At 61.5% G+C, this 24803-nt stretch carries 28 protein-coding genes; 19 read left to right on the plus strand and 9 right to left on the minus strand.

Annotation, left to right across the window (positions count from 1 at the left end; translation table 11 throughout):
* The 4 genes from PVZ77_RS23245 to PVZ77_RS23260 all read left to right on the plus strand — a co-directional run.
* Nucleotides 1-509: DUF2170 family protein (locus PVZ77_RS23245; protein WP_273806375.1), on the plus strand; the 509-nt coding region annotated here is incomplete at its 5' end.
* Complete coding sequence (locus PVZ77_RS23250; RefSeq protein WP_273806374.1) at nucleotides 506-1204, plus strand: PspA/IM30 family protein; 699 nt, start codon at nucleotides 506-508, stop codon at nucleotides 1202-1204. The genes PVZ77_RS23245 and PVZ77_RS23250, both read left to right, overlap by 4 nt.
* Nucleotides 1205-1393: 189 nt before the next feature.
* Nucleotides 1394-1597, plus strand: coding sequence for a hypothetical protein (locus tag PVZ77_RS23255; RefSeq protein WP_273806373.1), 204 nt, complete (start codon nucleotides 1394-1396; stop codon nucleotides 1595-1597).
* 238 nt (nucleotides 1598-1835) lie between these two features.
* On the plus strand, nucleotides 1836-2741 hold the full coding sequence (locus tag PVZ77_RS23260; RefSeq protein ID WP_273806372.1) for an arginase family protein: 906 nt from the start codon (nucleotides 1836-1838) through the stop codon (nucleotides 2739-2741).
* Between the two features lie 136 nt (nucleotides 2742-2877).
* Here the strand turns inward: PVZ77_RS23260 and PVZ77_RS23265 are convergent, their stop codons facing one another.
* A complete protein-coding gene (locus tag PVZ77_RS23265; RefSeq protein ID WP_273806371.1) occupies nucleotides 2878-4149 on the minus strand; it encodes an aspartate carbamoyltransferase in 1272 nt (423 codons plus the stop codon).
* A gap of 549 nt (nucleotides 4150-4698) precedes the next feature.
* On the opposite strand from PVZ77_RS23265, the gene PVZ77_RS23270 reads away from it, so the two are divergent.
* From PVZ77_RS23270 to PVZ77_RS23290, 5 genes are read left to right on the plus strand one after another with little or no spacing between them, the layout of a single operon-like run.
* Complete coding sequence (locus PVZ77_RS23270; RefSeq protein WP_273806370.1) at nucleotides 4699-5343, plus strand: DUF2491 family protein; 645 nt, start codon at nucleotides 4699-4701, stop codon at nucleotides 5341-5343.
* A 15-nt stretch (nucleotides 5344-5358) separates the two neighbouring features.
* Entirely contained in the window at nucleotides 5359-5796 is a 438-nt protein-coding gene (locus tag PVZ77_RS23275; RefSeq protein ID WP_231357325.1) for a DUF350 domain-containing protein, read from the plus strand.
* 11 nt (nucleotides 5797-5807) lie between these two features.
* A complete protein-coding gene (locus PVZ77_RS23280) occupies nucleotides 5808-6590 on the plus strand; it encodes a DUF1190 domain-containing protein (protein WP_273806369.1) in 783 nt (260 codons plus the stop codon).
* A gap of 10 nt (nucleotides 6591-6600) precedes the next feature.
* Nucleotides 6601-7755 (plus strand): glutathionylspermidine synthase family protein, encoded by a 1155-nt coding sequence (locus tag PVZ77_RS23285; protein ID WP_273806368.1) that lies wholly within the window; start codon nucleotides 6601-6603, stop codon nucleotides 7753-7755.
* A gap of 43 nt (nucleotides 7756-7798) precedes the next feature.
* Nucleotides 7799-8788: a hypothetical protein gene (locus PVZ77_RS23290; RefSeq protein ID WP_273806367.1), complete on the plus strand. Its 990-nt coding sequence runs from the start codon at nucleotides 7799-7801 to the stop codon at nucleotides 8786-8788.
* Nucleotides 8789-8820: 32 nt separating this feature from the next.
* On the opposite strand, the gene PVZ77_RS23295 is transcribed toward PVZ77_RS23290, so the two are convergent.
* The 4 genes from PVZ77_RS23295 to PVZ77_RS23310 form a co-directional block, all read right to left on the minus strand.
* Nucleotides 8821-9360, minus strand: a complete 540-nt coding sequence (locus PVZ77_RS23295) for a hypothetical protein (protein ID WP_273806366.1) — start codon at nucleotides 9358-9360, stop codon at nucleotides 8821-8823.
* A 65-nt stretch (nucleotides 9361-9425) separates the two neighbouring features.
* A complete protein-coding gene (locus PVZ77_RS23300; protein ID WP_273806365.1) occupies nucleotides 9426-9659 on the minus strand; it encodes a hypothetical protein in 234 nt (77 codons plus the stop codon).
* Nucleotides 9660-9855: 196 nt separating this feature from the next.
* Nucleotides 9856-10659: a hypothetical protein gene (locus PVZ77_RS23305; protein ID WP_273806364.1), complete on the minus strand. Its 804-nt coding sequence runs from the start codon at nucleotides 10657-10659 to the stop codon at nucleotides 9856-9858.
* Between the two features lie 2 nt (nucleotides 10660-10661).
* Entirely contained in the window at nucleotides 10662-11051 is a 390-nt protein-coding gene (locus tag PVZ77_RS23310) for a hypothetical protein (RefSeq protein ID WP_273806363.1), read from the minus strand.
* A gap of 2 nt (nucleotides 11052-11053) precedes the next feature.
* On the opposite strand from PVZ77_RS23310, the gene PVZ77_RS23315 reads away from it, so the two are divergent.
* Complete coding sequence (locus PVZ77_RS23315) at nucleotides 11054-11203, plus strand: hypothetical protein (RefSeq protein ID WP_273806362.1); 150 nt, start codon at nucleotides 11054-11056, stop codon at nucleotides 11201-11203.
* Between the two features lie 448 nt (nucleotides 11204-11651).
* On the opposite strand, the gene PVZ77_RS23320 is transcribed toward PVZ77_RS23315, so the two are convergent.
* From PVZ77_RS23320 to PVZ77_RS23330, 3 genes are read right to left on the minus strand one after another with little or no spacing between them, the layout of a single operon-like run.
* Nucleotides 11652-11843 carry a hypothetical protein gene (locus PVZ77_RS23320; protein WP_273806361.1) on the minus strand — a complete coding sequence of 64 codons (192 nt, stop codon included), beginning with the start codon at nucleotides 11841-11843 and terminating at the stop codon, nucleotides 11652-11654.
* Entirely contained in the window at nucleotides 11837-12226 is a 390-nt protein-coding gene (locus PVZ77_RS23325; protein ID WP_273806360.1) for a hypothetical protein, read from the minus strand. The genes PVZ77_RS23320 and PVZ77_RS23325 overlap by 7 nt, the downstream gene beginning before the upstream one ends.
* Nucleotides 12227-12241: 15 nt before the next feature.
* A complete protein-coding gene (locus PVZ77_RS23330; RefSeq protein ID WP_273806359.1) occupies nucleotides 12242-13735 on the minus strand; it encodes an ATP-binding protein in 1494 nt (497 codons plus the stop codon).
* A 1021-nt stretch (nucleotides 13736-14756) separates the two neighbouring features.
* Here PVZ77_RS23330 and PVZ77_RS23335 point away from each other — a divergent pair.
* Complete coding sequence (locus PVZ77_RS23335) at nucleotides 14757-14969, plus strand: DUF3892 domain-containing protein (RefSeq protein ID WP_273806358.1); 213 nt, start codon at nucleotides 14757-14759, stop codon at nucleotides 14967-14969.
* 94 nt (nucleotides 14970-15063) lie between these two features.
* Here PVZ77_RS23335 and PVZ77_RS23340 read toward each other — a convergent pair whose 3' ends face one another.
* The gene (locus PVZ77_RS23340; protein WP_273806357.1) at nucleotides 15064-15717 is read right to left on the minus strand and encodes a hypothetical protein; all 654 of its coding nucleotides are present in this window, start codon (nucleotides 15715-15717) and stop codon (nucleotides 15064-15066) included.
* Nucleotides 15718-15880: 163 nt separating this feature from the next.
* Here PVZ77_RS23340 and PVZ77_RS23345 point away from each other — a divergent pair, with 163 nt between their 5' ends.
* From PVZ77_RS23345 to PVZ77_RS23380, 8 genes are all read left to right on the plus strand, one after another.
* Nucleotides 15881-17317, plus strand: coding sequence for an Ig-like domain-containing protein (locus PVZ77_RS23345; protein ID WP_273806356.1), 1437 nt, complete (start codon nucleotides 15881-15883; stop codon nucleotides 17315-17317).
* Nucleotides 17318-17339: 22 nt separating this feature from the next.
* Nucleotides 17340-18809 carry a tandem-95 repeat protein gene (locus tag PVZ77_RS23350; protein ID WP_273806355.1) on the plus strand — a complete coding sequence of 490 codons (1470 nt, stop codon included), beginning with the start codon at nucleotides 17340-17342 and terminating at the stop codon, nucleotides 18807-18809.
* 68 nt (nucleotides 18810-18877) lie between these two features.
* Entirely contained in the window at nucleotides 18878-19189 is a 312-nt protein-coding gene (locus tag PVZ77_RS23355) for a hypothetical protein (protein ID WP_273806354.1), read from the plus strand.
* Nucleotides 19190-19230: 41 nt separating this feature from the next.
* A complete protein-coding gene (locus PVZ77_RS23360) occupies nucleotides 19231-20409 on the plus strand; it encodes a tandem-95 repeat protein (RefSeq protein ID WP_273806353.1) in 1179 nt (392 codons plus the stop codon).
* 213 nt (nucleotides 20410-20622) lie between these two features.
* The gene (locus PVZ77_RS23365) at nucleotides 20623-22833 is read left to right on the plus strand and encodes a DNA cytosine methyltransferase (protein WP_273806352.1); all 2211 of its coding nucleotides are present in this window, start codon (nucleotides 20623-20625) and stop codon (nucleotides 22831-22833) included.
* 173 nt (nucleotides 22834-23006) lie between these two features.
* Nucleotides 23007-23261 (plus strand): hypothetical protein, encoded by a 255-nt coding sequence (locus tag PVZ77_RS23370; protein WP_273806351.1) that lies wholly within the window; start codon nucleotides 23007-23009, stop codon nucleotides 23259-23261.
* Between the two features lie 407 nt (nucleotides 23262-23668).
* Nucleotides 23669-24295: a phosphohydrolase gene (locus PVZ77_RS23375; RefSeq protein ID WP_273806350.1), complete on the plus strand. Its 627-nt coding sequence runs from the start codon at nucleotides 23669-23671 to the stop codon at nucleotides 24293-24295.
* A gap of 226 nt (nucleotides 24296-24521) precedes the next feature.
* On the plus strand, nucleotides 24522-24794 hold the full coding sequence (locus PVZ77_RS23380) for a hypothetical protein (protein WP_273806349.1): 273 nt from the start codon (nucleotides 24522-24524) through the stop codon (nucleotides 24792-24794).
* The last annotated feature ends 9 nt before the right edge of the window (nucleotides 24795-24803 follow it).

Consider the following 24803-nt stretch of genomic DNA (forward strand, 5'->3'; position numbering starts at 1 on the left):
CGGGAGGCGGCAAGCTTGGCTCTGGCAGCGCCACGCTGCAAATTGCCACCGCCAAGGAGCGATGCATGCCCTCACCGAACTGGACCCCCTCCACGCTTTACGCCGCGCTGGCATCTGGCGTTTCTGTCAGCAGCTTCGCCTTCGACGTCGCCCTTCTGGACCAGCAAGACGCGATTCGCGTCGTATTGCCGGCGATGGGCGACCTCGAGATCTACATCGCTGTCGTCAACGACGTAGTCGTGGTCGACTCGGCCCTCGTGCCTGCTGAGGCGGTCAGCGACGCCCGGGCCTTCAATGCTGCGGTCCTTTCATCCCGCAGCCTATTCCCGCTTTCCGCTATCGGCCTCGAGACCGACGCTGATGGCGCTGGCCATTACGTCATGTATGGCTCGCTGCATGCCGGCTCCGACCTGGCCACCGTACTGACCGAAATCTTCACGCTGGCAACCAACGTGCAAACCGCGGCCGCGACCTTCCAATCTTTCTTCAAGCAGCAGGACTCCCTATGACCAGCCCCTCCATCCTCTCCAAACTCGTCACGCTGTTCCGCGGTAAGGTCACCGAGGCCGGTACCGCGGTGATCGACGCCAACGCGACCACCATCATCGACCAGGAAATCCGCGATGCTCGGGCAGCGATCGATCAAGGCAAGCGCGAGCTGGCCACCCTCATGGGCCAGCAGACCCTCGTGCAGCGCGAAATCGAGCAGCTGGAGGCGTCTATTCAGCAAGACGAGAAAGCAGCCCGCGCCGCCCTGGAAAAAGGGGCGCAGGACCTGGCAGAAGAGGTAGCAGGCCGGATCGCACGCACCGAGACCGCCCTCGAAGGGAAGCGCAGCATGGCTGCAGACTATGCCCGCAACATCTCCTCCATCAAAGGCAGCCTCGATGCCTCGGCCGGTACCGTCCAGCAGCTAGAGCAGCGCATCCAAGTTGCGAAGGCGCATCAGGTCACCCATAACGCCCGGGCGAACGCCTCCCTGGCCAGCGGACAGGCCAATGGCCGGATGAAGACCGCCGTTGACTCTCTCGCACGCATGGAGCAGCGCCTGCAGCAGCAAACGGCCACTCAGGACGCTGCTGAGCAATTGGCCAAGGAGGCGTCGGGTGCTGATCTCGACGAGCGCCTGAAGAATGCCGGCATCACTCCCGGTAATCAGAGTGCAGCCGCCGTGCTGGAACGACTGAAGCAGCCGTCCGCCTGACGTCAGCGGTCCCAATGCGGATCAGGTATCCGGGGCGGGTTCTTCTGCCTCAGGTACCTGACACACCAAATCCCTTGATGTTTGACTGGTGTCGGCGTTCGACCCATAGCGGTCTTCCCAGCTTATGGATTATGAGAAGATCAGTACTTAAGCCCGGCGAGCAAAACAGTAAGGAGGCACGCAAATCGTATGGACGTCATTTTCGGCATGCTGATAGATTGCTTAGCTCACCGAATCGGCGTTCGTCTGCTACGGCTGATGAGCGGCGGCCGCTTCAAGGGAGAAACTGGTTATGCCTGGGGCTGGGCGGTGGTCGTAGGCAGTCTTGTGATGATGGCGCCATTCGTAAGTCTCATCAGCTGGCTGATCTACATCAATGCTCACCAACGGTAGAAGCCTCTCACCAATTTCTGTTGCTGAGTCGAGTTGCCGTTGCTGTAGGGCTGTTAGCGGCCGTCGACTAGCGACCATCGACCACTATGGGTCGATAGCGACCTATCACCGAAATTTTTCGTCACTACTAAATTAGGCACACAGGATTGCCACTCGCACCGAAACGGTGGGTGCTACCCTGAGAGGTAATCAAACCAAAGCGTCCGTTGGAAGAACGCTGAATGCTGACTCTTACGCCATGCTTGTGATTGCTGCGCCATCGAACCTTGGGTTAAGTCCCTTGAGGCCTGGTCATGAACCAGGTACGTGGCGGGCCCCCGCAGCATTGATCGCTGCTGGCCTGCTCCAAGTCCTCGATCCTCGCGACTTTAAGGCTTTACCACGGCCGAAGTATTCGGCGGAAACGCAGCCAGGAACGCGGTTGCGCAACGGCCATACGATTCGTTCGTTCAACATTGCGTTGGCGAATCTGGTGAGTGAAGCCAGTAGACAAGGCGACTTCGCGCTTGTCATCGGCGGCGATTGCTCGATTCTGCTGGGCGCATTAGCCGGAGTCCGCGAAGCAGGCCCTATCTCCCTCATTCATATTGATGGACACAGCGACTTCCGCCATCCGGGTAATTACGATCCAACGCAGAGCTTGGGCGCGGTAGCAGGCATGGACTTGGCGCTGGCAACTGGTCGTGGTGAGCAGCTGGTAACCGAATGGCCAGGCATTGCCGGTCCGCTTGTTGTCGACACCGATGTCATCCAACTGGGTGAGCGCGAAAACCGCAACGACGACTTTGCTTGGCCCGATGTAAATAGCACAGCCATTAATCGTGTCGATATCTTCGAAGCCTTGAGAATAGGTCCGGCGGCCGTTATAGAACGCATTCGTAAAATGCTAGCTCGAAAGCCTAAACAGGGCTATTGGATACACCTGGATATAGACGTGCTAGATCAGGCTATGATGCCCGCTGTGGACTCACCCGGCTCTCCAGGCATTCCACCCGACGACTTGGTGATCATCATTGCATCATTCGTTGCCGACCCTCGATGTAGAGGAATGACTGTAACTGTGTTTGATCCTGATTTAGATCCAGAAGGATGCTTAGCATCCACCATCGTAAACTTACTAGCACAACTGCCTTTCCCACGTTGAGTGGCAGCTATCGGCAAGAGCAGACATACGCGAACTTGGAGCTGCCGCCAGGCTGCAATGGCACGGAGCGCGCCCCAGATTCTGAAGGGCCTGCAACCCTTTTTCCCGCTTACGGCAGCTCCACACTGCTTGCAGGTCATTGGTCGCGATATGGCACTTCTTCCTCCGGCCCTAGGTACACCGGCACCCGCCACCCCACCTCGCGCAATGAGTGCTGGACCTGGTCCTGAACGCCCAGCAGTGTGGCAAAGATAGCCATGCGTACGGCGATACCGTTATCCGTCTGTTTGAAGATTGCCAGCCGCGTGTCAAAGTTCAGGTCGACACTCAGGTCATTGGCGCCCGGGCGCGAGTCCCGTGGCAGCGGATGCATGATCAGGGTGTGGGCACCGCAGGTGGCGTTGACCAGGGCCTGGTTGATCTGGAAGTCGGTGCTGTAGCCCTCCAGCGTTTCCTGCTGGGCAAAGCGCTCTTTCTGGATGCGGGTGGCGTAGACCACATCGGCGCCCTTCAACCCACCGGGTAGGTCGTGGGTCTGTTCGACGTGGTGACCATTGCGCGCAAGGTACTCCACCAGATGCTCGGGCAACATCAGCGACGGCGGCGAGATCAGGGTGACCCTCAAGTTGCGGTGCAACGCCAGCAGTTTGGTCAGCGAGTGCACGGTGCGGCCGTATTTGAGGTCACCGACAAAGGCGATATGGGCGCCATCGATCAGCTTGTCCAGGCGCGAGAATTCGCGTTGGATAGTGTATAAATCAAGCAATGCCTGGCTGGGGTGTTCACCTGGCCCGTCGCCAGCATTGATCACCGGCACGTGGGTGGCATGGGCAAACTCGGCCACCGCCCCCTGCTCCGGGTGGCGCACGACAATCGCATCGGCGTAGCCGCTGATGACCCGACTGGTGTCATGGATCGACTCGCCCTTGGCCATCGAGGAAAAGGTGAAGCCGGTGGTGTCGCACACCGACCCACCCAGCCGGGCGAAGGCCGAGCTGAAACTCAGGCGCGTGCGGGTGCTGGCCTCGAAAAACAGATTAGCCAGCACCGCGCCTTCCAGCACGCGCGTGGTTTTCTGTCGGCGTGCAACCGGCTGCATGATATCGGCGACACGCAACAGCGCCTCTACCGAATCTCGGGTATAGCCGTCCACCGACAACAGGTGCTGACCCGATTCACTGTTACCAGTCGGATGGTTGTATACATCCTGCGTATCGATCGATGCCCTTTTAAGGATTTCCAGGACAAACCGCTGGGCAATCTCTGGCATCTTGCGCATCTCCGGCGACTCGTCTGGCAGCAGCCAGCTGTCCAGCGCTCGCCGTGAGACGCCAATGCGCTGGGCGAGCGCGTCACGAGTGAAGTTCAGACGACGCATGGCATCGCGCAGAAAGACTTGTTGGGACATTAGGGATGATCTCGGTCGACATATACACAATGCGTATTGTCACCCGCCAAATCAAGCGACTCAAGCGTAGACTTTGGGCTAATCTCACAGGCCGTGCCGGCCGATAGGAGATTCTATGGTTGACCGCAACATTTGCGGTGAAGCTACCGGCCTGCATCGCGGTGTGTCAGGCAAGCCACCATCGCGAAGAATAGGCCGACTCCTACCCAGTGAAGTTGAAGCGAACCTTAGAATCTCCTACATGATGTGATCCCGATGTCGGCTTTGGGTCGATTGCTGTCATTGATTGATCCCAGGTTTGGTATTTCCAGTATCTCGCAACAATCTAGAAAACCGACAGCTGGGTGTCATCGGATGTGCTGTTCGCGTGGGACCACTTCCCTATCTGCTCTTTTCGGCTAGCGCCAAGTTCACGCCCTGTCTCGGGGCGAACTCGCCACCCATTCGGAGCTTGCATATTTACCTTTGCCGGTAGCGTGATCCTGCCGGCGACGCGTTACGGACCTTGCCGGCGGCCATCAGCCATTCCCACCGTCACGAGGATCCTCAATGTCTCTCTTGCAACGTATCCGCAGCGCACTGGGTTTCAGCGCCGTGCCTACCGGCCAACTCGTCGTAGGCTATCCCCTAGGTTTGCGCGAGGGTCTTCCCCTCACCATCGACACCCAGCTGCCCAGTGCCATGACTGGCCTGACGCTGGTCACCTTCCCCAGCCCGCAGGCAATCGAGAACATCGGCGTCATTGACCTCGGTGCTGGCGCGGAGCTCTACCGGGTCTACCTTGCCGATGAGGACTACTGGCTCCAGGTGCACACAGAGCACGGGCAGGTCGAGTCGATCGTCCTGTTCAATTACCTCAGCTGGGTGCCCATGGAATCGCAAGACCACCTGGTCCAGACCGCTGGCCCGGGAAGTCCCATCGGCCGCCCCACCTACCTACTCGACGGCGTCACTTTCAGTCGCGACTGGGGTACCGCCGGCAATCAAGCGGAGCTCCAGAGCTTTACCGAGCGCTTTCCTCCAGCAAACCACGAACGGGACCAGGTGCAGCACCGGGCCATGCTCTACAGCCGTGACCTCGGCATTCCTGGCCGGCGGGAATTTCTGCTGTTCTCAGTCGAGGAAAACGCCTTGGGCGAGGTTTCCGTTTCAACCTCGCGTGGACTGACGCTCTTCGCTCACGACCTCATCTGAATCAAGGACTGACCCATGCTCGACGCTCTGCAACTCACCCTGACCCTGTCCCTGAATCCGACCGCCCTGCTGGGGTTCGTCCTGTACGTGGCCACTGCCTGTGTCCTCCTGGCCCTGTTCCAGTTCGCCTACACCAAGGTGACCCCGCACAACGAATGGGCGCTGATCCGGGCAAACAACACCGCAGCGGCCATCGCCCTGGGCGGCGCCATCATCGGATTTGCCTTGCCGGCCAGCAACGTCATCGCCTATTCCGTGAATCTTCTGGACTTCGTCGTATGGGCGGTCCTGGGCGCCTTCATCCAGCTGGGCGCGTTCTTCGCGACCTCGCTCGTGCTGCGGCCGCTGCGCACGCGGATCGAGAACGGTGAAATTGCAGCCGGCATCTACGTTGCGGCCGTAGCCATCGCCGTAGGCCTGATCAACGCCGCCTGCATGACGCCCAGCGCCTAAGGAAGACCGCCATGAAACGCAGTTCACGTGTCCAACTGTCCTTGCTCGCCGTAGCCGTCGTATCGGTCAGCGGCTGCGATGCCCCGGAAAAAGGCCGGGTCCTCAACAAGGTGGCGTCCTTCGATTCCGTCAAGCAGTGCGTCGACGCGCGCATTCCGGAGAACATCTGCGCCGAGTCCTACATGGACGCGCTGGCCGAGCACAAACGGCGCGCGCCAACCTATGACACCCAGGCGCAGTGCGAGGAAGACTTCGTCGCCGGCTACTGCGAAACGGCTGATGCCGGCAAATTCGCGCCGAAATTTGGCGGCTTCGAGATCGCCGCCAGCGGGCGTGCCACCGAATCGCAGATCGCCGCGGCGCAAGCGGCGGCAACCACCAGCCATGCGGGCGGCTCGAACGACGGCCTGCTCACCGGTCTGCTGATCGGCAGCATGCTCAACAACGGCGGCGCCAGCCGCTTCAGCGAGCCGGTCTACCGCTACCGGGATGATCGCGGTGGCTTCGCCTCCTCCAGCCTCAATCGACGCATCGAGACGGGATCACGCTTCAGCAACTCGACCCAGGCACGCACGAGCAATGCCTACACCGCGCCAGCGCCCCGAGTGAGCAGCGGCTACACGAGTCCGCCGTCTACCAGTCGCTATTCCAGCTCCCCCAGCACCAGCTCTACCAGCTCGATCGGCAGTAGTCGGTCCTCCATGAACACCTCCGCCGCTACCTCGCGTGGTGGCTTTGGCGGCAGCGCCGTTGCGAGAGCAAGCGGCTTCAGCGGCGGCAGCTTCGGCGGCTAGGGAGAACACCATGCAACGCATTGCTCATCAAGAACGACCAGACTGGCAGGCCCGGGCCGAGCGCAACGGTTTCAAGTTTCACACCATCGAGGGGGAGCGCTACTGGGACGAGCGTCACTACTACGCCTTCACCCTCGACCAGGTCGAGAAGGACCTCGAGGCGCCCACAGAAGAGCTGCACCACATGTGCCTTGACCTGGTAGGCCGTGTTGTACGCGATGAGCAATTGCTGAAGCGTCTGGGCATCCCAGAGGCGTTCTTCGACTCGATCGCAGAATCATGGCGAGAGGGGCATCCGCACCTCTACGGCCGCTTCGACCTGGTCTACGATGGCAAGCGCCCGGCCAAGATGATCGAAGCCAACTATGACACCCCCACGTCGATCTACGAGGCGGCAGCGTTCCAATGGGACTGGCTCGAGGATGGCATGGCGCGCGGCCTGCTCCCCCAGGGAAGCGACCAGTTCAACAGCATCGAGGAAAGACTGGGCCAGGCGTTCCAGGCGCTGCGCCTGAAGCACCCCTTTTACTTCGCCTCCATCGACGGGTCCGAGGAAGACAAAGGCACCTGCGATTACCTGCGCGCGGTTGCCGAGAAGGCCGGCCTGCAGACCGAGCACATCTACCTGCAGGAGATTGGTCTGCAGGAAGGTCGCTTCGTCGACCTACAGGACCGGTGGATCCCCCACCTCTTCAAGCTGCACCCCTGGGAATTCATCTTCGAGGAAGAGTTTGGCGCGGCGGTGGCCAAGTCGGACACCCAGTTCATCGAGCCGATGTGGAAGGCCATCATCTCGAACAAGGGCATGCTGCCGCTGCTCTGGGAGATGCACCGCGGGCACCCGAACTTGCTGGAGTGCCACGTCGATACGACGCGCTCCGCTCCGGTACCGGCGGGCTGGGTGCGTAAACCGTTCTTCTCGCGTGAGGGCTCGAACATCGAGCTGCACACCGCCGCCGGCGAGCGTGAGGTCGTGGATGGCCCGTACGGCGATTCGCCCCAGATCCTGCAGCGCTGCGCGCCGCTGCCACGTTTCGGCCAGGACTACACACTGATCGGCAGCTGGGTGATCGGCGACTGTGCGGCCGGGATCGGTATTCGGGAGGACAGCACGCTTGTTACGAAGGACAGTTCGCGCTTCGTCCCTCATCTAATACGCGCTTAGATAGTCTACGAACAGTTCGCCAATCTTTTAGAAGAAACTCATTATGGAAATTTGCTCGCTCCCAAGCTTTTTGCCATTTTTCAAATCCATACTCGCCATTGCTGCAATGGTTACCGCAATTATATTCCTGACAGTATGGATAAAATATGGCAAGCGCTACGCTACAAGGGAACCTATGATACTAAAAAAAGGCTCTATTTGGCGCTCCTTCATCCGTCTAAATCAGCACAAATGGGTGATGACTTCTTCTTTTGCAATTATAGCATTTGGAAGCGCTTTAATTACCAGCCAGATAAGCAAGAGCGATCCGTGCTTCATATCTCCTTACAGTTTCGATGCGGTTGAATTTATTGCGGTATTTCTGACAACATACATTCTAGTCGGGATGAAGCAATCCCAGGGTATTGGCTGCTATTTGGATGATGATGTAAAGGTAACCTGGGACCACGGAGATGTGCTGTCGTTGCATCTAGCAGGTAAGCCACGCCAGGTACTGAAGACACTGAAAAGCGATATGATCGAGCGGATCGACCAGTACGCGAGAACCTTTGAAGCAGCGGGATTGCCCTCCACAATCCGATTGGAAAGCTGGCTTTTTCTACGACTTAATGAAACCGCGATAAGCGCAGAACTTACTGAGCTGCATCATTTAATCTACTTTCCTAACCTTACGGGTCAGCTAGTCCGCCTAGAGGACCAGCCGAAAGGGATTCGGAACAAGATATGCCATACCGTTATTAGGTATAGGATAATGATAAAACTACTAACTCGCGCAGCAAGAATTAGCAGGGCCATGTATAGAATGACGATGCCTGAATTAGATAAGCTCAGTCATTCTGTCTCCGACGCGCCCACTACTCGCGCCATCTCAATAGTATTGAAAAAACTGAAAGCATTAGACCCTGATAGAAGCGTAAACCTATTACCAATAAGAAAATTGACCACATGGGAAATTATCAATCTGGTAGCTAGCTACCCTGCGATCGGATCACGGTTGTTTCCATGGACGACCGGACTTCAAATTAATAAATAAAAAAGCCCGGCAATGCCGGGCTTTTTTATTGATCAACCACTAACCGTGCAAGCTCGGACAAGGCCATGAAGCCCCAGCCCGATCTCGTCGGCAGGCACATCGAGCCTGGCCAGCTCGAACCCGAACTGGCAGACCCGTGCGTAGCTGCTGACGCTGGGCACGGCAGGGGTTCGCAATTCCCGGCCGGAGCCGAGCATCACGATGTCCTCCGCCGGCGCCGGAGCGCCATGCGCCTTCAGCGCGTGCATCTGCTCATCAAGCGACCAGCCGAACAGCTGACCGTAGTGCTCAACGACCTCCCTGATCTGCCAGACCTCGTCCGGCCGAACAGGGAAGGCGCTCCAGTTGATCCAGCCTTGCAGCCGGAACACGATCTCCTTGGGGTTGCCCCAGGCGACCGTGCATTGCACCCGACGTAGGGCAAAGGTACCTACGGCTGCCTGATGTACCTGGTCGCGAAGGTTGTGCTCGTCGAAGTCATGAACCTCGGCGATGCCCATCCCGACATTGGCGGTCAGCGTCGAGCCCTCGATAGGCCAGATGTTGCCGTTGGCGAAGCGTGCGTAGTGCATGGGTGTTCTCCTGGATCTCCAACTGCGTCCCATAGCGGGGTGCAGCCGTCACGTCCGTGTGATGGTCAGAGGATGATGCGACGCGCGCTTGCCGGTACCGGGCGGGCGGCAGGTGCGTTCAGTTCGATCCAGTTGCACTGGTAGGTGCCGGCTAACGCCTGGCAGACCGGCACGATCCGCTTCGCCTGGACCAGAGATCCGGGTTCGGCAGGCGTTACAGGTGCGCTGGTGCAGCCGAGCAGCGTGCAGGACGCCAACACGAAGGTGAGGAGGAACAGGAGAAAGCGAGAGGTTTTCATGAAAGGTCTCATCGATGGACGGACCTTTCCCCATACGGGGATTGGCCCGTATGGGTGGGAGAGTGCTGCTGAGCAGCTGAGGGTGGCCAAATGGCCGTCTGGACCGCAACGCATGTTGCAGATCAAGAATCTCGATTCTACGACGCGCCAAACGCTCGGTCCAGAGGCGTTCCAGGGTCACAGCCAAAACGCCTGATCAGTCCAGAAAGAGCTTGCGGCCAGACTGTGCTTCCTCACTGACGACCTTCACTGCGGCCGACGGCTGCGCCGCGGTAGGCAGCTCGGGCGGCTCGGTCGGCGGGGACCGCCTCGAGGGAGTCTGCGCCGCCGCCAGATTGGTCAGCGACGGCGGTCCGCTCTCTACCTGAGGTGCTGCAGCCGCGGCGTAGGCCTCAATCAGGTCATTCTGGGAGCCCCGCCGTGCGGATACCCGTCGGTTCTCCCACCAGCAAAATCCTAAGCATGCTGCGAATACCAACACACTGATCCCAACTCCAATCCCAAGCATCTGCAACGCGGTTGATCGCCCGACGATATCGGCCACAGTAGGCACGGCTACGGCGATGTCCTCTAGCGAATTCTGCATCTTCCGGCTGGCCGTAGAGGGGTAGGTAACTGATAGGAGGTAGCTCGGGTTGTCCCTATTCGAGCGAATCACTTGATCGAGCGTGCCGTTGCCCCCGGAGAGCCGCTTTACCGTCTCCTCTAGAGTGAATGTCTCGCCGGTGACGCTGCCGCCAAGAAAGTGGTTCAGACCTTCAGGATCCGGTACGCGGCACACGGGCCCGCCGGCGAATTCGACATACCGTCCTGGGCAGATTCGAACTTCGTCGGTTCCATCAGGCTTTGTCATCACCAGGTACTGATCGTGGGCGACGAAATACGTCTCCACGGCCATGTGAATCGGCGGGCGCCGCGGCTCCAGGTCAGGGAGTGCGGCGACCACAGGTGACGTCATCAAGCAGAGCAGAGCGACGCAGAAGATGCGAATACGGGTCACCACTATGCTCCAGCCTCGTGATCATTTCGGGGCAGGTGCTTGCCCTGGGCCCTGATCAGCTGCTTCTCGAAGGCGATCGCCTCTTGCCGCTCAATGAACGGGCCGTACCCGTTCTCGTCGACCAGAACGAGCCAGGCGCACCGCCAGCTCCTGGTCCAGGCGGCAAGCCTCGTCGACTCTCCCGCGACGCTGCGAATGGCGCCGAAGAACAGCCGTTTAAGGACGCCGGCCGGTACCACGTGAGAAACCCGCTTGCGCTCAAATGACTCGAGCTGCAGGCCGGCAAAGCTCACTTCGTCCTGGAAGCCGGTCACCGTCCCTGCGGAAATCACGATGCGCCGGGGCGCTGCGGCCCGGCCACCGGCAGATTGCCGATGCACGGAGCAGGTCATGCTTGCGGTCCTTCATCAAGGAACAGGCGGCGCCCTACATGGCCGGTATCCATCCCTATTTCTGCGGTAGCGCGCTGCTCGCCACCAAGGCGCTGAGTCACCGGCGCGACGGTAGGCTGCTGAAGCGGCTGTGGCGCAACGGGCTGAGGTGAGGCCGGCACAGGGGTAACAGGCTGGGGTTCTCCTTCCATAGGCGTTGCGGCCCCACCAGGCCCTGGTGTCCACCAGTGATCAACAAGCGCCAAGAATAGGGATCCGAGCATCACCACTACGGCGACTACCTCGAAGAACACCATCAGCGCTGGAGAGAGATCGGTTGCTAAGCCCAGTCCGACGGCGAAACAAGCACCGGTCGTTGGAACATATATCCATCCGGAGTCGTAGTAGTGTTCTAGGCACCACACCCAGGCTGACATGCAGAAGATGCCGAACGATCCGAAGACCCACAGTCGTACATGCTGATCGATGACCGATGCAGATGGCCAGTCAAACCAGTTGAGCGCGAGACATGCTGCAACCGGCGGCAGGGTTGCGATCCCAATCAGGGTGCAGTGGTGTCTTTTCTTCATAAGTAGGCCATGCGGTAGGTAGTCGGCGAGGTCAGTAGATGACCTTCTGGGTGCTTGCGGCCTGCAGCTCGAATGCATGCTCCGGCTTCAGCTCGACCTCGGTGACCTCAGTCCCTTCCAGCCGCAGCCGATGCTCTAGGTCCTCGCACGTCTTGCCCTCGAAGCCTTGGAAGTCGGCGGTCACCTTTGCCGCTTTGATCGTCACCACTACGCGCTTCACCATACTGCCTCCTCGGCAATCACTTCCAAATGGCCGTTCTCCCGCCGGATCTCCACCTGGTAATTCTCGGCACGCAGGGCTGCGGCGTAGTGCTGCGCCAGGTACATATCGGCCAGCTCTGCGCTAACCCGGCGCGTCCACTCTCCCACGTCACCGTAGTCTTCTTGGTAGGGCATGTAGCGGCCGCCCTCGAGGTTGAAGCCCAGACGAAATTGGGGCCTTTCCGGGTGCTGAAGCACCAGGTCGTAGCGTTCCGTGGTGTAGCCGACCATGACCCGGTACAGCCTTTCGTTGGTCAGCACGATGCCCAGTTCAGCCAGGGCTGTTTTGAAGACCACCGCGTCGTTGTAGGCGACCGTAACCTTCCCTTTCACGATATGGCTCATGTCTGATAACTCCTCTTAACCTAGTTCCAGTGCGCGTCCGCCGTACGGCTCGACGATCGGGTCGAGCGTGTTGGCGCGGGTGAATCCGTCCTCGCCCAGGCGGCGAATGGCATCGATGTCGGCCTTGCGTGTCTCGCTCGAAGGGCTGATGTCCGCCAGCGCCTGCAGCAGCAGCGCCTGGCCTACCGGAGTGTCGTGCTCAGCCGCCAGATAACGCGCATCGGTGATGGCCTGCTCGATCTCGGCGCCGGTGTAGCCGTCGCTCACACGCACCAGTGCGGCGAGATCAAGATCTTCTGCCCGGCACTCAGCGATCCGCAGGTGGATGTCCAGGATGGCCTCGCGCTCATCCGCGCTCGGCAGGTCGATGAAAAAGCAGCGATCCCAACGGCCGGCACGCATCAGTTCCGGCGGCAGCGCTGCAACCCGGTTAGCCGAGGCGACGATGAAGACCTGCTCACGGCGCTCCTGCAGCCAGTACAGGAAGCTACCAAGCAGCCGGCGCGAGATCTCGTTGTCCGCCTCACCACTGGCGAAGGCCTTGTCGATCTCGTCGATCAGCACGGTGACGGGCGCAATCTGCTCGATCGTCTGCAGTGCCTGGCGGAACCGTTGCTCGGTCTCACCCTGGTACTTGGAGTAGAAGCGGTTCATGTCGAGGCGCACGAGCGTGGTACCGAAGACGCCGGCGGCGGCCTTGGCCATGAGGGTCTTGCCACCGCCTGGTACGCCGGCCAGCAGCACGCCTTTGAGCGGCAGATTCTTTTCCCAGCCTACCTTGCGGCCTCGCAGGAAGCGCTTGAGCGGCTCCAGGCCGCCTACGGTGTCGATCTCCACCGGCTCCAGGACATCCAGGCCAACCTCGCGCAGGATGTGGTGCTTCTCGCGGCGAATCTCCGACAAGTACTCCTTCCCATTGCGGCGGCTGTTGGCTGCCAGGATGAAGACGTTGCGCATCTGGGTGTGGCTCAGCCCCATCGCGTGGTTCGCGACCACGCCGCGTTCCTCTTCCGTGAATATCGACGCTTCCGCGTCGCTCCCCGTGGCGCGGCCGCCAGTGAGCGACCGCTGCACGTCTTGCTCCGCGGTTTTGATGACGGCGATGACTTCGGACCTGGTCATGGGCGGCAGGTCGATGTGGTAGACGAACTCCTCCGAAAGCCCTTCTCGCCCAGCGATTACGTAGCTGACGCCGTACTTTTCGAGGGCCCCGAGACTACCCTTGAGGGCAGGCAGGTTTTCACTGGAGCTGCGCTGGCGGTCTTGAAAATACGGGTCGAAGATCACCACACCCCGCTTGGCTTCCGGTCCTTCCGCGATCTGTTTGATCTGGTTTGGATCGGGTACCAGCTTGAACGGCATCTCGTGGTAATGCCGGCCCAGGTCGGCGGCGACTTTCTTGACCGCCGCGCGCGCGCGGGCGACTTCGAACGTCTTGAGGGCTACAACCGGGAAGGCGCAGCGGAAAGCCGCGGTGATGCGTTCGAGGACTTCGCTCTCTTGAGACACGGCCCAAGCACCTATGCCAATTGGCGACGGAGTTAGGTTGTCATTACTGCGAATGAAATCAGGCTCAGTTTGCGCCCTTGGCAGGGATGAACCGGAAGGATCCCACGCGGCGTGGTCTGCGCAGGGGCAAACCAGGGCAAAACGTCGCAGCAGCGTACGAACGTTTTCTTCTGTTCGGGAGAAAACTTATAGCGACCCGTTATAACCCCCTTCAACTTCGAGCCTGCGGGGTTGAAAAGTCGTACGTTATTTGACCACTCCGCCCTGAGCCCAGCCTCGACGTGTAATGGCCGGGTACCACTCTTGGAATACACCACAGTCTCGAACTGCTTATCCACGTCTTATCCACAAGTGCAAACGTGACAAACGCGACATCTAGTGGTCCTTAGGACGCGGCAGCACCATATATAGCAGTTCGTCGGTAGGCCTGGGACGGCGAAACACCCCTCTGTCAAGACTGTCTCCCCTAGCGAGGAGGGCTTATCCTGTTGCCCTAATACTAGGGTGATAGATCACCACCATGACCTAGACTTAAAACCCCACTGCATGTGTTGTGGATGGCAGAAGGCACTAAACGTAGGATGTGATGATAAAGAGCCACCTCATATGAGTTGGCTTGGCATGGATGCCGGTGATGAGGGTGGCCTGGGCCATCCTGGAGAGAGGATACGGGTGGACTGCGACTAGCTTCCGACGGCGCACCGCAGCCACCCGTGGCTCCGAAATGACACTGGTGAGCAGCACTTCGGAAGGCCGTATTTAACGCCTGGCGTGATTATCACGTCAACGCGTTTTGATGACGGCTGAGGGATCGCTCACCCTCCGATAACGTCTGTCTATAGAGATTGCAGACTATGAGCCACATCGTTAGACGGCGCCGTATTCGGCGCATTCCTCGCATCAAAACCGTGTTCGTCCACCGCTATCGGCGCTTCCGCTTTGGGCGCTGGGAGGACGTCCGACACCACTACCGCAGCCTGCCGCAGCCACAGCTTGTCTTCGATTTCGGGGAGGAGTGAGTATGGCCAAGCACATTCGCGGCAACGGTGACGGCAAGAACGGCGAGAACCAGTCCTACACCATTCCGGGACGAGGCAATGTGCCCCGACCCCAACTGGTGCGGGAGGTCGAGGCAGGAAAGCACCCGGATTTCGGGATCGTGACTCGCAACGGGACGCCTTATGTTCGGGCAAACCCTGACGGGCGGAAAGGCAACAACATCGACCAGCACTAGGTTCACTCAGGCCACGGATGGCCTACCACCTCCTCCGCGCAGGAGCACCTGGCCTGCGCATGATCGGTGCAAGCCGAGGTCAAGAGCTCACTATTCACACTGGCGCGGCCTGGGCGATTTCAGGCACGCCGCCCAACGCGGTCTGTATGAGCGCAGGTGCTGCCTCCGACGCTTCGCCTGCAAGCCGCGGCTTGATCCACTCGGCGACGTCACGCGCTAGCGTGCTGATGACCGACCAATCGGCCTGCAGCCAGTATCCGACGACGGAGCCGGTCATCGTGCGATCCAGCGGCGAAAGCCGGCCTTTCAACAGCAGCTCCATGTCGACCTTGAACGCGTCAACGTGGAAGCCGGCCTTCTCCGAGGTAATCCAGAAGCTCGGATCCTGGATGCGGAACATCAGATCGAGGGTGAGGCGCGCCAGCTCGAGCAGAGGCTCTTGCGTGGCAGCAGCGTGGCTGCGGAAGCCCTCAATCTGAAGCTGCCGCGAACGCCGAATGCGGTCCGCCCAGGCCTGTTGCTTGGCGGAGCCACCCCATAGGTCAGGAAGTCCCGATTCGGCGACCGCCTGCGGCGCCGGCGCACACGCCCAGGCCGATCGCAGTTGCTTGGAGCAATCGCTGCACAGCGAGTAGCGTGCGTAGCGCTCTTCATCCTGGCGCGCCTTGCTGGAGTGGTAGTGGAAGGACGCGTTGTCGGTGTGGCCGCACACACGGCGCGTAGAGGCGGAGAAGTGGGTAGTGGTCATGGCGTGCTCCGAGAGAAAGCTCAAGCATCCCCCCACTTCTGAAAACGCAAACGCTGACCTCGGCCTCGCTCTATCCACGCCCTGGACTGGCTCGAATCGACAGTTTTAGCTGCTCCCTACGGCGACACAATGGCTCATCTGTCTTGCCAATCGAGCCATCAGAATGTCCAGCCACCAACAGACGCGTATGTTCGCGGGCTATCGCTACCTATTGGCCATCATCCTTTGCGCCCTTACATGGTCAGGAAGCGCGATCGCAGAGACGTGCAAGCTGGATGACCAAACGTGGTTTCTGTACGAGAACAGCAACGATGGCAACGACATCGTTTACCGTTACCTCTGGATCGAGGGGCAAGAGCTATACAGTGTTGATCAGATCGAGATCGATAGAGGCATGTATTTCACTGCCTCCAACGGAAAGCGGTATCGAATCGGTCCGGAGGTGGACCGAAACACCTTGCGCCAGCCGGTCTGTGGGGAATACGGACCTAACTATCAGAGCACGCAATCAGAAACGCAGCAGGCGAACTGCCCTGCGACTCATCCCAGCGGCGCCATCACTCAGCAGCGCACATACGAAGTTTGGTCCGATGGCAGTCGCCGCAACTACTCCGGGTGGAGCGAGATTGGGCGCACTTGCCAGGCGGTCTATAACTCGACGCAAACCGAGTCCCGCAATCAGGACTGCCCGGCGACCCAGCCTCAGGGCACCATCACCCAGCAGCAGACTTATGAGGTTTGGTCGGACGGGAGCCGCCGCAATGATTCCGGCTGGAAGACTACCGGCAACACCTGTACGGCGATCTACTCGTCCAAGGGATCAGAGAGCCGTCAGCTGAGCTGCCCGGCCGCGACGCCGAGCGGTACCTGGACCCAGCGCCGCACTTACGACCTTTACACCGACGGCAGCCATCGTAACGAGTCGGCCTGGGGCGACACCTCCACCTGCTACAACCGGACGCCGGTTGCCGGCAACCTTGCGATCGCCAGCGACGAGGACACGCCGGCCAGCGGCGCCCTGCCGGTTACCGACGACCACTCGACCTTCACCTACCAGATCGTCAATGCGGCGCCTGCAGCCGCGGGCACCGCGCGCTTCGCTGGCAATACCGTCGTCTTCACGCCGACAGCCGATTGGAATGGCACCACGTCCATGACCTACCGCGCCCAGGACCCCAGCGGCGCCTGGTCGAACGTGGCCACCGTATCGATCACCATCCGGCCGGTGAATGACGCCCCGATCGCCGAGGGGAAGACGCTGAGCCTCGATGAGGACACCCAGGCCAGCGTGCTGCTGTCCGCAACGGACATCGACTCCCCCGCTCCCACCGTCTTCCAGCTCGTCGCCGTGCCGCCGGCCGCGGTCGGCCAGGTCACCCTCGCCGGGGCCACCGCCACCTTCAAGCCGGCCAAGGACTGGAACGGCGCCACCCAGTTCACCTACCGCGCCCAGGACACCGCCGGCGCCTGGTCGGCGCCGGCGGCGGTCACCGTCACTGTGCGGCCGGTAAACGACGCACCTGCGCTGACCGATGTTTCGCTCGAGATAAGGACGAAGGAGTCCCTGCCGGTGACCACGCGGGCAGTAATCATCCGCTGACCGCTCCATAGGGGGAGTAACCATGATCCGTCGTTTGCTGATCGCACTGTCTGCTGGCGGCGCACTTATGTCGCCCAACTACGGCATGGCCTATCCCAACCCGCCGACGCAGGGCTATCACCCGGAGCTGATGTCAGGAGCCGATTGCTCCTACGGCTACTTCACGACCCGCTCCGCGGCGAACGGCTACACCGCGGTGCTTGGCCCGCCGGACGCATCGTGGATGGTCTGGGATGACTGGCCAGGGTCGAAGTGGGGAGGCGATGGATCCGCGATCATAGAGCGGGAAGGTAGGCGCTACTTCGTCGGACCATACTCTTCATCGCAACCAGACAGCGGAGGTACCGCGTACACCTGGTCGATCTGCCAGGCCGCAAACGTGTACTACGTTCGGACGGAGTCCGAGAGCCAACAGGCTAACTGTCCCGTCAATCAGCCCGCAGGGTCAGTGACCCAAAGCAGAACGTATGAGCTTTGGTCCGACGGCAGTCGTCGCAACTATTCCGGCTGGAGCGAGACGAGCCGCACCTGCCAGGCCGTCTACAACTCCAACCAGACCGAGTACCGAAACCTGAGCTGCCCCGCTACGCAGCCCCAGGGCACTATCAACCAGCGGCGGACCTATGAGGTCTGGTCCGACGGCAGCCAGCGCAATGACTCTGGCTGGACCACCACCAGCAACACCTGCACCGCGGTCTATGCCTCGAGCGGATCGGAAACGCGCCAGCTCGCCTGCCCGGCCGCGACGCCGACAGGCCCCTGGACCCAACGCCGCACCTACGACGTCTACAGCGACGGCAGCCGGCGCAATGAGTCCGCCTGGACCGATACCGCGACCTGCTACAACCGGACGCCGGTTGCCGGCAACCTTGCGATCGCCAGCGACGAGGACACGCCGGCCAGCGGCGCCCTGCCGGTCACCGACGACCACTCGACCTTCACCTACCAGATCGTCAGCGCGGCGCCTGCAGCCGCGGGTACCGCGCGCTTCGCCGGCAATACCGTCGTCTTCACGCCGACAGCCGACTGGAATGGCAGCACGTCGATGACCTACCGCGCCCAGGACCCCAGTGGCGCCTGGTCGAACGTGGCCACCGTGTCGATCACCATCCGGCCGGTGAACGATGCCCCTGTCGCCGACGCGAAGACCCTCGCTCTCGATGAACACACCGAGGCCAGCGTGCTGCTGTCCGCAACGGACATCGACTCCCCTGTCCCCACTGTCTTCCAGCTCGTCGGCGTGCCACCGGCCGCGGTCGGCCAGATCACCCTCGCCGGGGCCACTGCCACCTTCAAGCCGGCGAAGGATTGGAACGGCGCCACCCAGTTCACCTACCGCGCCCAGGACACCGCCGGCGCCTGGTCGGCGCCGGCGGCGGTCGCCGTCACCGTGCGGCCGGTAAACGACACACCTGCGCTGACCGATGTTTCGCTGGAGATAAGGACGAAGGAATCGGTGCCGGTCACCACGCGTGCCCGGGTAATCCCGTGAGGACACGCCGGACTTGCATTCTGGAGATAGGACATAGCCTCGACTGACCCAGTCATGTGAGGCGCCCCATGGAAGTACTACGCAGCTCTTTCACTGCCAGCGGCGAGCGGGTCTACCTGCTCTTCCAGCCAACCACCAGCCGATTTCGCCTGGCCACGCGTTGGTGCTACGTCGCCAGCTTTCTGCAACTGCAGGACGCGACAGATGCCTTCGAGGCCTTGGAGCGTTCGGATCGGCCGGCGGCTCAGGTTGGACGGCTGTTGGTTCGAGCGGTGCAAAAAACGCCTCGACCGATACCGGGCTCCCGCCGTCATGCGATGTGGAGGATCAACCGCATCCTCGACTTCATCGACGCCCGCGCGTCTGGAACGGTCCGTTGACTCCCTTTCCACGGCGTGAACTCGCGCCCAAGGGCTACCCCATGTCCCGTTTACTTGTTCCATTCCCCTATGCCGAGGTGGCTATGCCTTCGCGCCCAACCGCACCTGCACCGATCACGATCGTCGCTGCGGCCTTAATCCTCCTGCTCAGCCTCTTCAGCGAGCTGTCGCGTGCGGACGAGACTGGCACGACCTTCAGCCAGAACTCCTTCATCTGCGACTCGAACTCCAATGGCTATTGGGGTGGATCGCTAGACACTGGTTGGAAGAACCACATCATCTCGGTCTATCGACAGTATTCGACCAACCTCGGACGCTGCCCTGACCAGGGCGGCTGGATCTATTGGCAGGACGACATACGCCAGCACGGTGATACCTACGCAAGCTTCAGCTCTCGGTGGCAGGAAGCGGCCGACGCAGACGTGCGGTCGAAGGGCGGCCCAGCAGCCTATCAATCGATGTTCGATCGCGACTGCCTGGACTCGGCACGGCGCCAGTACGGCAGCTACGTCGTCGACGCCCGTTACGTTCGCTATACCGGCAACATGTGTGAGATCACCCGGGTCATACCCAACTCTCCACCGTCGGCGCTAAATACCACTGCTACCGTCAACGAAGACACCATCGGCCGATTCAATCTCCAGGCGACGGACACTGACGGTAGCATCAGCAGCTACACCATCCTCCAACAGCCGAGCGTCGGCACCATCACCCAAAGCTTTTCGGCCATCACCTACTGGCCACCAGCCGATTGGTCTGGCACAACCACCCTCACCTTCCAAGTCACGGATAACCGAGGAGCCACGTCAAGCCCTGGCACGGTCACCATCGTCGTCATGCCGGTGAATGACGCTCCCGTCGTCCAACCGGTGTCCCTGACCACTGACGAGGACACGCCGGTCGAGACGACGCTGTCAGGTACCGACATCGACTCGGCGCCACCCTCCTACTTCGAACTGGTCTCCCCGCCCCTCAAGACCGTGGGCGTCGCAATTATCCAGGGCACCAATCTGCGCTTCGAGCCGGCCAAGGACTGGAATGGCACAGCCAGCTTCACCTACCGGGCGCGAGACCCCGAGGGCGCCTATTCCGCTGCTGAAAGGGTGACGGTGCTGGTGCGGCCGATCAACGACGCTCCTACCGCAACGACACCGCTGCAGATGAAGACGGTGGAATCCAGGCCTGTGACCGTCCGTGCCCGAGTGACGACACCTGAATGATGGAGGGAGAAAGAATCTTTCGTTCCGGATGCTGAAAGCCGGCGAAAGATTCTTTCCCTGCCTAGGCCTCCTATGCGAAACCGCCAGCCTCTAGCGGCATGTGGGGACTTCGGCCGCCCTCTGGCGCGGAGCCGCGAGCTTGCGTTTTCAGCGATGCCTGGAGGATGGGCTCAGTGAGGCGGCTGGCGCCTCGACGTACTGAGGCCCCTCCCCATGACCGCATTTCCCCGCAAGCAACCACCTGTCGACTTCAAGACTCAGTACAGCCTGAGCTTCACCGCCCAGGAAGATGAGATCGTCGTCGACTTCTTCTGCGGCGGCGGCGGCGCCGGTACCGGACTCGAGATGGGCCTGGGCCGCCCAGTCGCCGTGGCCAAGAACCACTCTGCAAAAGCCATCAGCATGCACACCGCCAACCACCCGGCTGCGCGGCATTTCACCACCGATGTCTTCGACGGCGATCCGGACACTGAATGCGGCGGCCGCCGGGTGGGCTGGTTTCACATGTCGCCCGACTGCACCCACCACAGCCAGGCGGCCGGCGGCCAGCCGCGCCAGCACGAAATCCGCAACCTCTCCTGGATTGGGCTGAAATGGGCCGGCAAGAAGCAGCCGCGGGTTATCAGCCTCGAGAACGTGAAGCAGATCCTGCAGTGGGGCCCGCTGATCGCCAAGCGTGACCCTGCAACCGGCCGGGTCGTGACCCTGGACCGTATCCCTCACCCGACGAAGCCCAAGAAGTTCGTGAACCGGGTAGCTGACGTCGGTGAGCAGGTGCCGGTCCACAACCAGTTTCTTGTGCCTGACCCCAAGCGCAAGGGGCAAACCTGGCGCCGGTTCGTGCAGCTGCTGCAGGGCATGGGTTACGAAGTCGAGTGGGAGGTGGGCCGCGCTTCCTACTATGGCGCGCCGACCAGTCGCGAACGACTGTTCATGATTGCTCGCTGCGACGGTCAGCCGATCGTCTGGCCAGCGCAGACCCACGCCAAGAAGCCGGCCAAGGGACAGAAGCCCTTGCGCGTCGCTGCGGAGTGCATCGACTGGTCGGTCCCATGCCCGTCGATCTTCAAGCGCAAAAAACCGCTGGCCGCGGCGACTCTCCGCCGTGTCGCCAAGGGCCTGCGCAAGTTCGTCCTGGAGTCGGCCGACCCCTTTATCGTGCCGATCGCCAACTGGTCCCGAGAGGCGGCCGTATCGATAGGTGAGCCGCTACACACCATCACAGCTTGGCCGCGAGGCGGATCCTTCGCGGTGGCCAGCCCGATCATCGCGCCGGCTACCCACCAGGGCGCTGACCGGGTGCACGACCCACGCGAGCCACTGCCGACCGTGACGTGCGCCAACCGCGGCGAGCAGATGCTGGTGAGCCCCACGCTGATCGGCCTGGGAGGCCCCGCCTATGCAGGGAAGCCTGCCGACGCCGGCGCCCCGCTGGGTAGCATCCTGACCGAGAACCATCGCGCGGTGGTGGCGCCCACGCTCGTATCGGTGGGCTACGGCGAGCGCCAGGGGCAAGAACCGCGCGTACCGGGCTGGGACAAGCCGCTGGGTACGGTGATGGCCGGTGGGATCAAGCACGCGGTCGCGGCCGCGCACCTGGTGAAATTCCGCTTCGACTCCGCCGGCGCCGCTGCCGATGAGCCGATGCCCACCATCACCAGTGGCGGCGACTGCCAGCGCCCCGCCGGCGCAGCACATGCGATGGGCGTCTGCACGGCGTTCCTGGAACAGGCGAACGGCGGTTTCAACACCACGCCTGCACACAGCTGCGAGCGGCCAATGACCACCATCACCAACACGGGCAGCCAGCAGCGCCTGGCGGTGGCCACCCTCGCTCATCTGCGCGGCAATTGCGATGCCCGCTCACTCGAGGAGCCGCTCCACACCATCAGTGCCTCGGGCCAGCACCACGGCGCGATCACCGCCTTCCTGTCTCGGCAGTTTGGCGGCTCCGTTGGCCAGCGCATCGACGAGCCGGCGCCGACCATCACTGCCGGCGGCGGCGGCAAGACTTCAGTGGTCGAGCTGCAGCTCTCGCCCGAAGTCGAAGCGGGTGCACTGCGCGTCGCCGCCTTCCTGATGAGCTACTACGGTGCAGACAACACCAGCCGGCCGGATGAGCCCTCCCCCACCATCACCACGAAGGACCGCCTGGCGCTCGTCACCGTCACGATCGGAGGCACCCCTTACGTCGTGGTCGACATCGGCCTGCGCATGCTGCAGCCGCGCGAGTTGTACCGCGCCCAGGGCTTCCCGGACTCCTACCAAATCGAGTTTGGCCACGACGGCAAGCCTTTCACCAAATCCGAGCAGGTCCACATGTGCGGCAACAGTGTCTCCCCGCCGCACATGGCGGCCATTGCCCGGGCCAACGACCCCTGGCGCGCCGCAGTGGCCACTCCGCGGCGAACAGCTGCGGCATAGCGTCAAGTCACCGATTCGGCCGGTGGCGCCGCCGCCTGGCCGATCGGTGCAACACCCATTGCTCAGGAGAAGAACGTCGTGAACTACTCATTTCAAGGCACAACGATGGAGGCGGCGCCGCGCCGTCGCCACTTAGTGATGAACACAGCCCAGAGCACCCGGGCGGACCAGCCATGAGCGGCGCAACGATCTACGTGTCGGCCGAGGACCTGGATGCCCTGCAGGAAGCCGACGGTATTCTGTACGCGCTTTTCGAAGCCACGGACGGAGAGGCGACCAGCCTGAATCTTGCGCGCGATGGCCTTCGCCGCGTGATAGAAAAAACGCAGAAGGCCACGCGTGCCGCCGGCGGACGTCGCCTGGTACGGACCGCATTGCGCTACGCGGAAACCCTTGAAGGAGAGGATCGTGCCCCAGGTGGACTATGAACCGTATGCAGGAATCATCCAGCGAGCGCTCCAAGCACGCGGTACCGCGGAGGGTGATCTCGCCCGCGATCCGAGATATCTCGCGCCCGGCTATGTCGTCCGAATGTGCGCAGCGCTGGCCCGGGCCGCTGCTGAGTGCAGCAGACGCGACGTGGCGCTCGACGAAGTTATCCGCCTGGAGCGCACCTGCACCGGTGCCGACTACCACCACAAGCTGGCACTGCGCTGCGCCCAGCTCGCCGATTGAGCGTCGCTGCGGTCCACGATCCCGCGGCGTGGAGAATTGCGCGGGCGGAGGAGCGCCCTCGCTATCGAGGCCCCGCCACAGGCGGGTATTGGCACTAGCGCATCGACGGAGATGGGTTACGTTGGCCACTACTTGGTCTTTTGCCTCACGGGAGTAGCGCATGAGCGCAAGCTGGATCCTCACCCAGTCTGGAAAGCAGTTTGACCTGCTGGCCCCTGAAGCCGACATGGTGGTGCTGGATGACATCGCCCATGCACTGGCGAACATCTGCCGATTCGCGGGTTACACCCAGTCCCACTACAGCGTTGGCCAGCACAGCGTATTGGCCAGCCACCTGGTGCCGCCGGCGGACGCGCTTCACGCGCTGCTGCATGATGCCGCCGAGGCCTATGTCGGCGACATGGTGAGTCCCCTTAAGGACCTGCTGCCCGGCTTCAAGGCAATCGAGGCGCGGATCTGGATGGCCATCGCGGCGCGCTTCGGGATTGCTCAGGAGATGCCGGCCAGCATCAAGGAGGCAGACCTGGTGCTAATGGCAACCGAGCGCCGCGACCTGCTACCCCCAGGCTCCCCGTGGCCGTCACTCGAGGGGATCCAGCCGCTTCCCAACCAGATAGTGCCTTGGGCGCCGGCCTTCACGCGCCTGGCATTCAAAAGACGCTTCAGGCAGCTCGTACGATCCAGGGCGCGAGATCGCTCAGTTGCGCCAGGCGGCCGAGGCCGAGCCCTTGAGCGCGTTGGGACGCTGTCCGGCATTCCACCGTGTAAGAATCTTACAAAGGCGTAGCGGCAGCTGCGATCCGGCCAGGCGGTGTCCAGGGGGCGAAAAGTTCCAAGCTGCTGGCGTGTGGGAAAAAGCCGGGACAGAGTTGGGACTTCGACCATGGCCGTTGTACTCCGAGCATATTTTCATGAGTGGCCTGCTGGCACGCTGATTGGCGCCCGATCATGGCCTTGCGTTTCCGGCGACCCGTGAGACGCTGAGTCCATAACGAACCCGAGGAAAATTCTGTATGCAGATGTCGACCGCGCTCCTTGAACAAGGCCGGCAACAATGCGCCGCGACGATGAGCGATCCAAACCGAGGCCCCCGCGATCCCGTGATTACGCCTTTCGTGATGGCCATGAAGCTGGGCGGCTATGAAGAAGTTCTCGTCAATCGCTGTGGGAAACTTCGAGCCTGCCCAGCCTGCCCGGTAGGCACGGCGAACTATTCGCAGCAGTACCTGAAGGATGGGCACACCGTATGGGCTTGCCCTCATTGCCGGAACATCACCACCGATTAGGAAAACGTC

Origin of the sequence: Pseudomonas sp. SHLD1, from assembly GCF_028640935.1 — a bacterium.
Lineage (GTDB): Bacteria > Pseudomonadota > Gammaproteobacteria > Pseudomonadales > Pseudomonadaceae > Chryseomonas > Chryseomonas aestiva.

Excerpts from the sequence above, each read along its gene's own strand:
- PVZ77_RS23270 (WP_273806370.1), top strand. The coding sequence starts at position 4,699 with ATGTCTCTCTTGCAACGTATCCGCAGCGCACTGGGTTTCAGCGCCGTG.
- PVZ77_RS23310 (WP_273806363.1), bottom strand. The coding sequence starts at position 11,051 with ATGACCTGCTCCGTGCATCGGCAATCTGCCGGTGGCCGGGCCGCAGCG.
- PVZ77_RS23250 (WP_273806374.1), top strand. The coding sequence starts at position 506 with ATGACCAGCCCCTCCATCCTCTCCAAACTCGTCACGCTGTTCCGCGGT.
- PVZ77_RS23370 (WP_273806351.1), top strand. The coding sequence starts at position 23,007 with ATGAGCGGCGCAACGATCTACGTGTCGGCCGAGGACCTGGATGCCCTG.
- PVZ77_RS23345 (WP_273806356.1), top strand. The coding sequence starts at position 15,881 with ATGTCCAGCCACCAACAGACGCGTATGTTCGCGGGCTATCGCTACCTA.
- PVZ77_RS23295 (WP_273806366.1), bottom strand. The coding sequence starts at position 9,360 with ATGCACTACGCACGCTTCGCCAACGGCAACATCTGGCCTATCGAGGGC.
- PVZ77_RS23340 (WP_273806357.1), bottom strand. The coding sequence starts at position 15,717 with ATGACCACTACCCACTTCTCCGCCTCTACGCGCCGTGTGTGCGGCCAC.
- PVZ77_RS23285 (WP_273806368.1), top strand. The coding sequence starts at position 6,601 with ATGCAACGCATTGCTCATCAAGAACGACCAGACTGGCAGGCCCGGGCC.
- PVZ77_RS23300 (WP_273806365.1), bottom strand. The coding sequence starts at position 9,659 with ATGAAAACCTCTCGCTTTCTCCTGTTCCTCCTCACCTTCGTGTTGGCG.
- PVZ77_RS23265 (WP_273806371.1), bottom strand. The coding sequence starts at position 4,149 with ATGTCCCAACAAGTCTTTCTGCGCGATGCCATGCGTCGTCTGAACTTC.
- PVZ77_RS23360 (WP_273806353.1), top strand. The coding sequence starts at position 19,231 with ATGTCCCGTTTACTTGTTCCATTCCCCTATGCCGAGGTGGCTATGCCT.
- PVZ77_RS23275 (WP_231357325.1), top strand. The coding sequence starts at position 5,359 with ATGCTCGACGCTCTGCAACTCACCCTGACCCTGTCCCTGAATCCGACC.
- PVZ77_RS23320 (WP_273806361.1), bottom strand. The coding sequence starts at position 11,843 with ATGGTGAAGCGCGTAGTGGTGACGATCAAAGCGGCAAAGGTGACCGCC.
- PVZ77_RS23260 (WP_273806372.1), top strand. The coding sequence starts at position 1,836 with ATGCTTGTGATTGCTGCGCCATCGAACCTTGGGTTAAGTCCCTTGAGG.
- PVZ77_RS23355 (WP_273806354.1), top strand. The coding sequence starts at position 18,878 with ATGGAAGTACTACGCAGCTCTTTCACTGCCAGCGGCGAGCGGGTCTAC.
- PVZ77_RS23380 (WP_273806349.1), top strand. The coding sequence starts at position 24,522 with ATGCAGATGTCGACCGCGCTCCTTGAACAAGGCCGGCAACAATGCGCC.
- PVZ77_RS23290 (WP_273806367.1), top strand. The coding sequence starts at position 7,799 with ATGGAAATTTGCTCGCTCCCAAGCTTTTTGCCATTTTTCAAATCCATA.
- PVZ77_RS23280 (WP_273806369.1), top strand. The coding sequence starts at position 5,808 with ATGAAACGCAGTTCACGTGTCCAACTGTCCTTGCTCGCCGTAGCCGTC.
- PVZ77_RS23325 (WP_273806360.1), bottom strand. The coding sequence starts at position 12,226 with ATGAGCCATATCGTGAAAGGGAAGGTTACGGTCGCCTACAACGACGCG.
- PVZ77_RS23375 (WP_273806350.1), top strand. The coding sequence starts at position 23,669 with ATGAGCGCAAGCTGGATCCTCACCCAGTCTGGAAAGCAGTTTGACCTG.
- PVZ77_RS23255 (WP_273806373.1), top strand. The coding sequence starts at position 1,394 with ATGGACGTCATTTTCGGCATGCTGATAGATTGCTTAGCTCACCGAATC.
- PVZ77_RS23365 (WP_273806352.1), top strand. The coding sequence starts at position 20,623 with ATGACCGCATTTCCCCGCAAGCAACCACCTGTCGACTTCAAGACTCAG.
- PVZ77_RS23350 (WP_273806355.1), top strand. The coding sequence starts at position 17,340 with ATGATCCGTCGTTTGCTGATCGCACTGTCTGCTGGCGGCGCACTTATG.
- PVZ77_RS23335 (WP_273806358.1), top strand. The coding sequence starts at position 14,757 with ATGGCCAAGCACATTCGCGGCAACGGTGACGGCAAGAACGGCGAGAAC.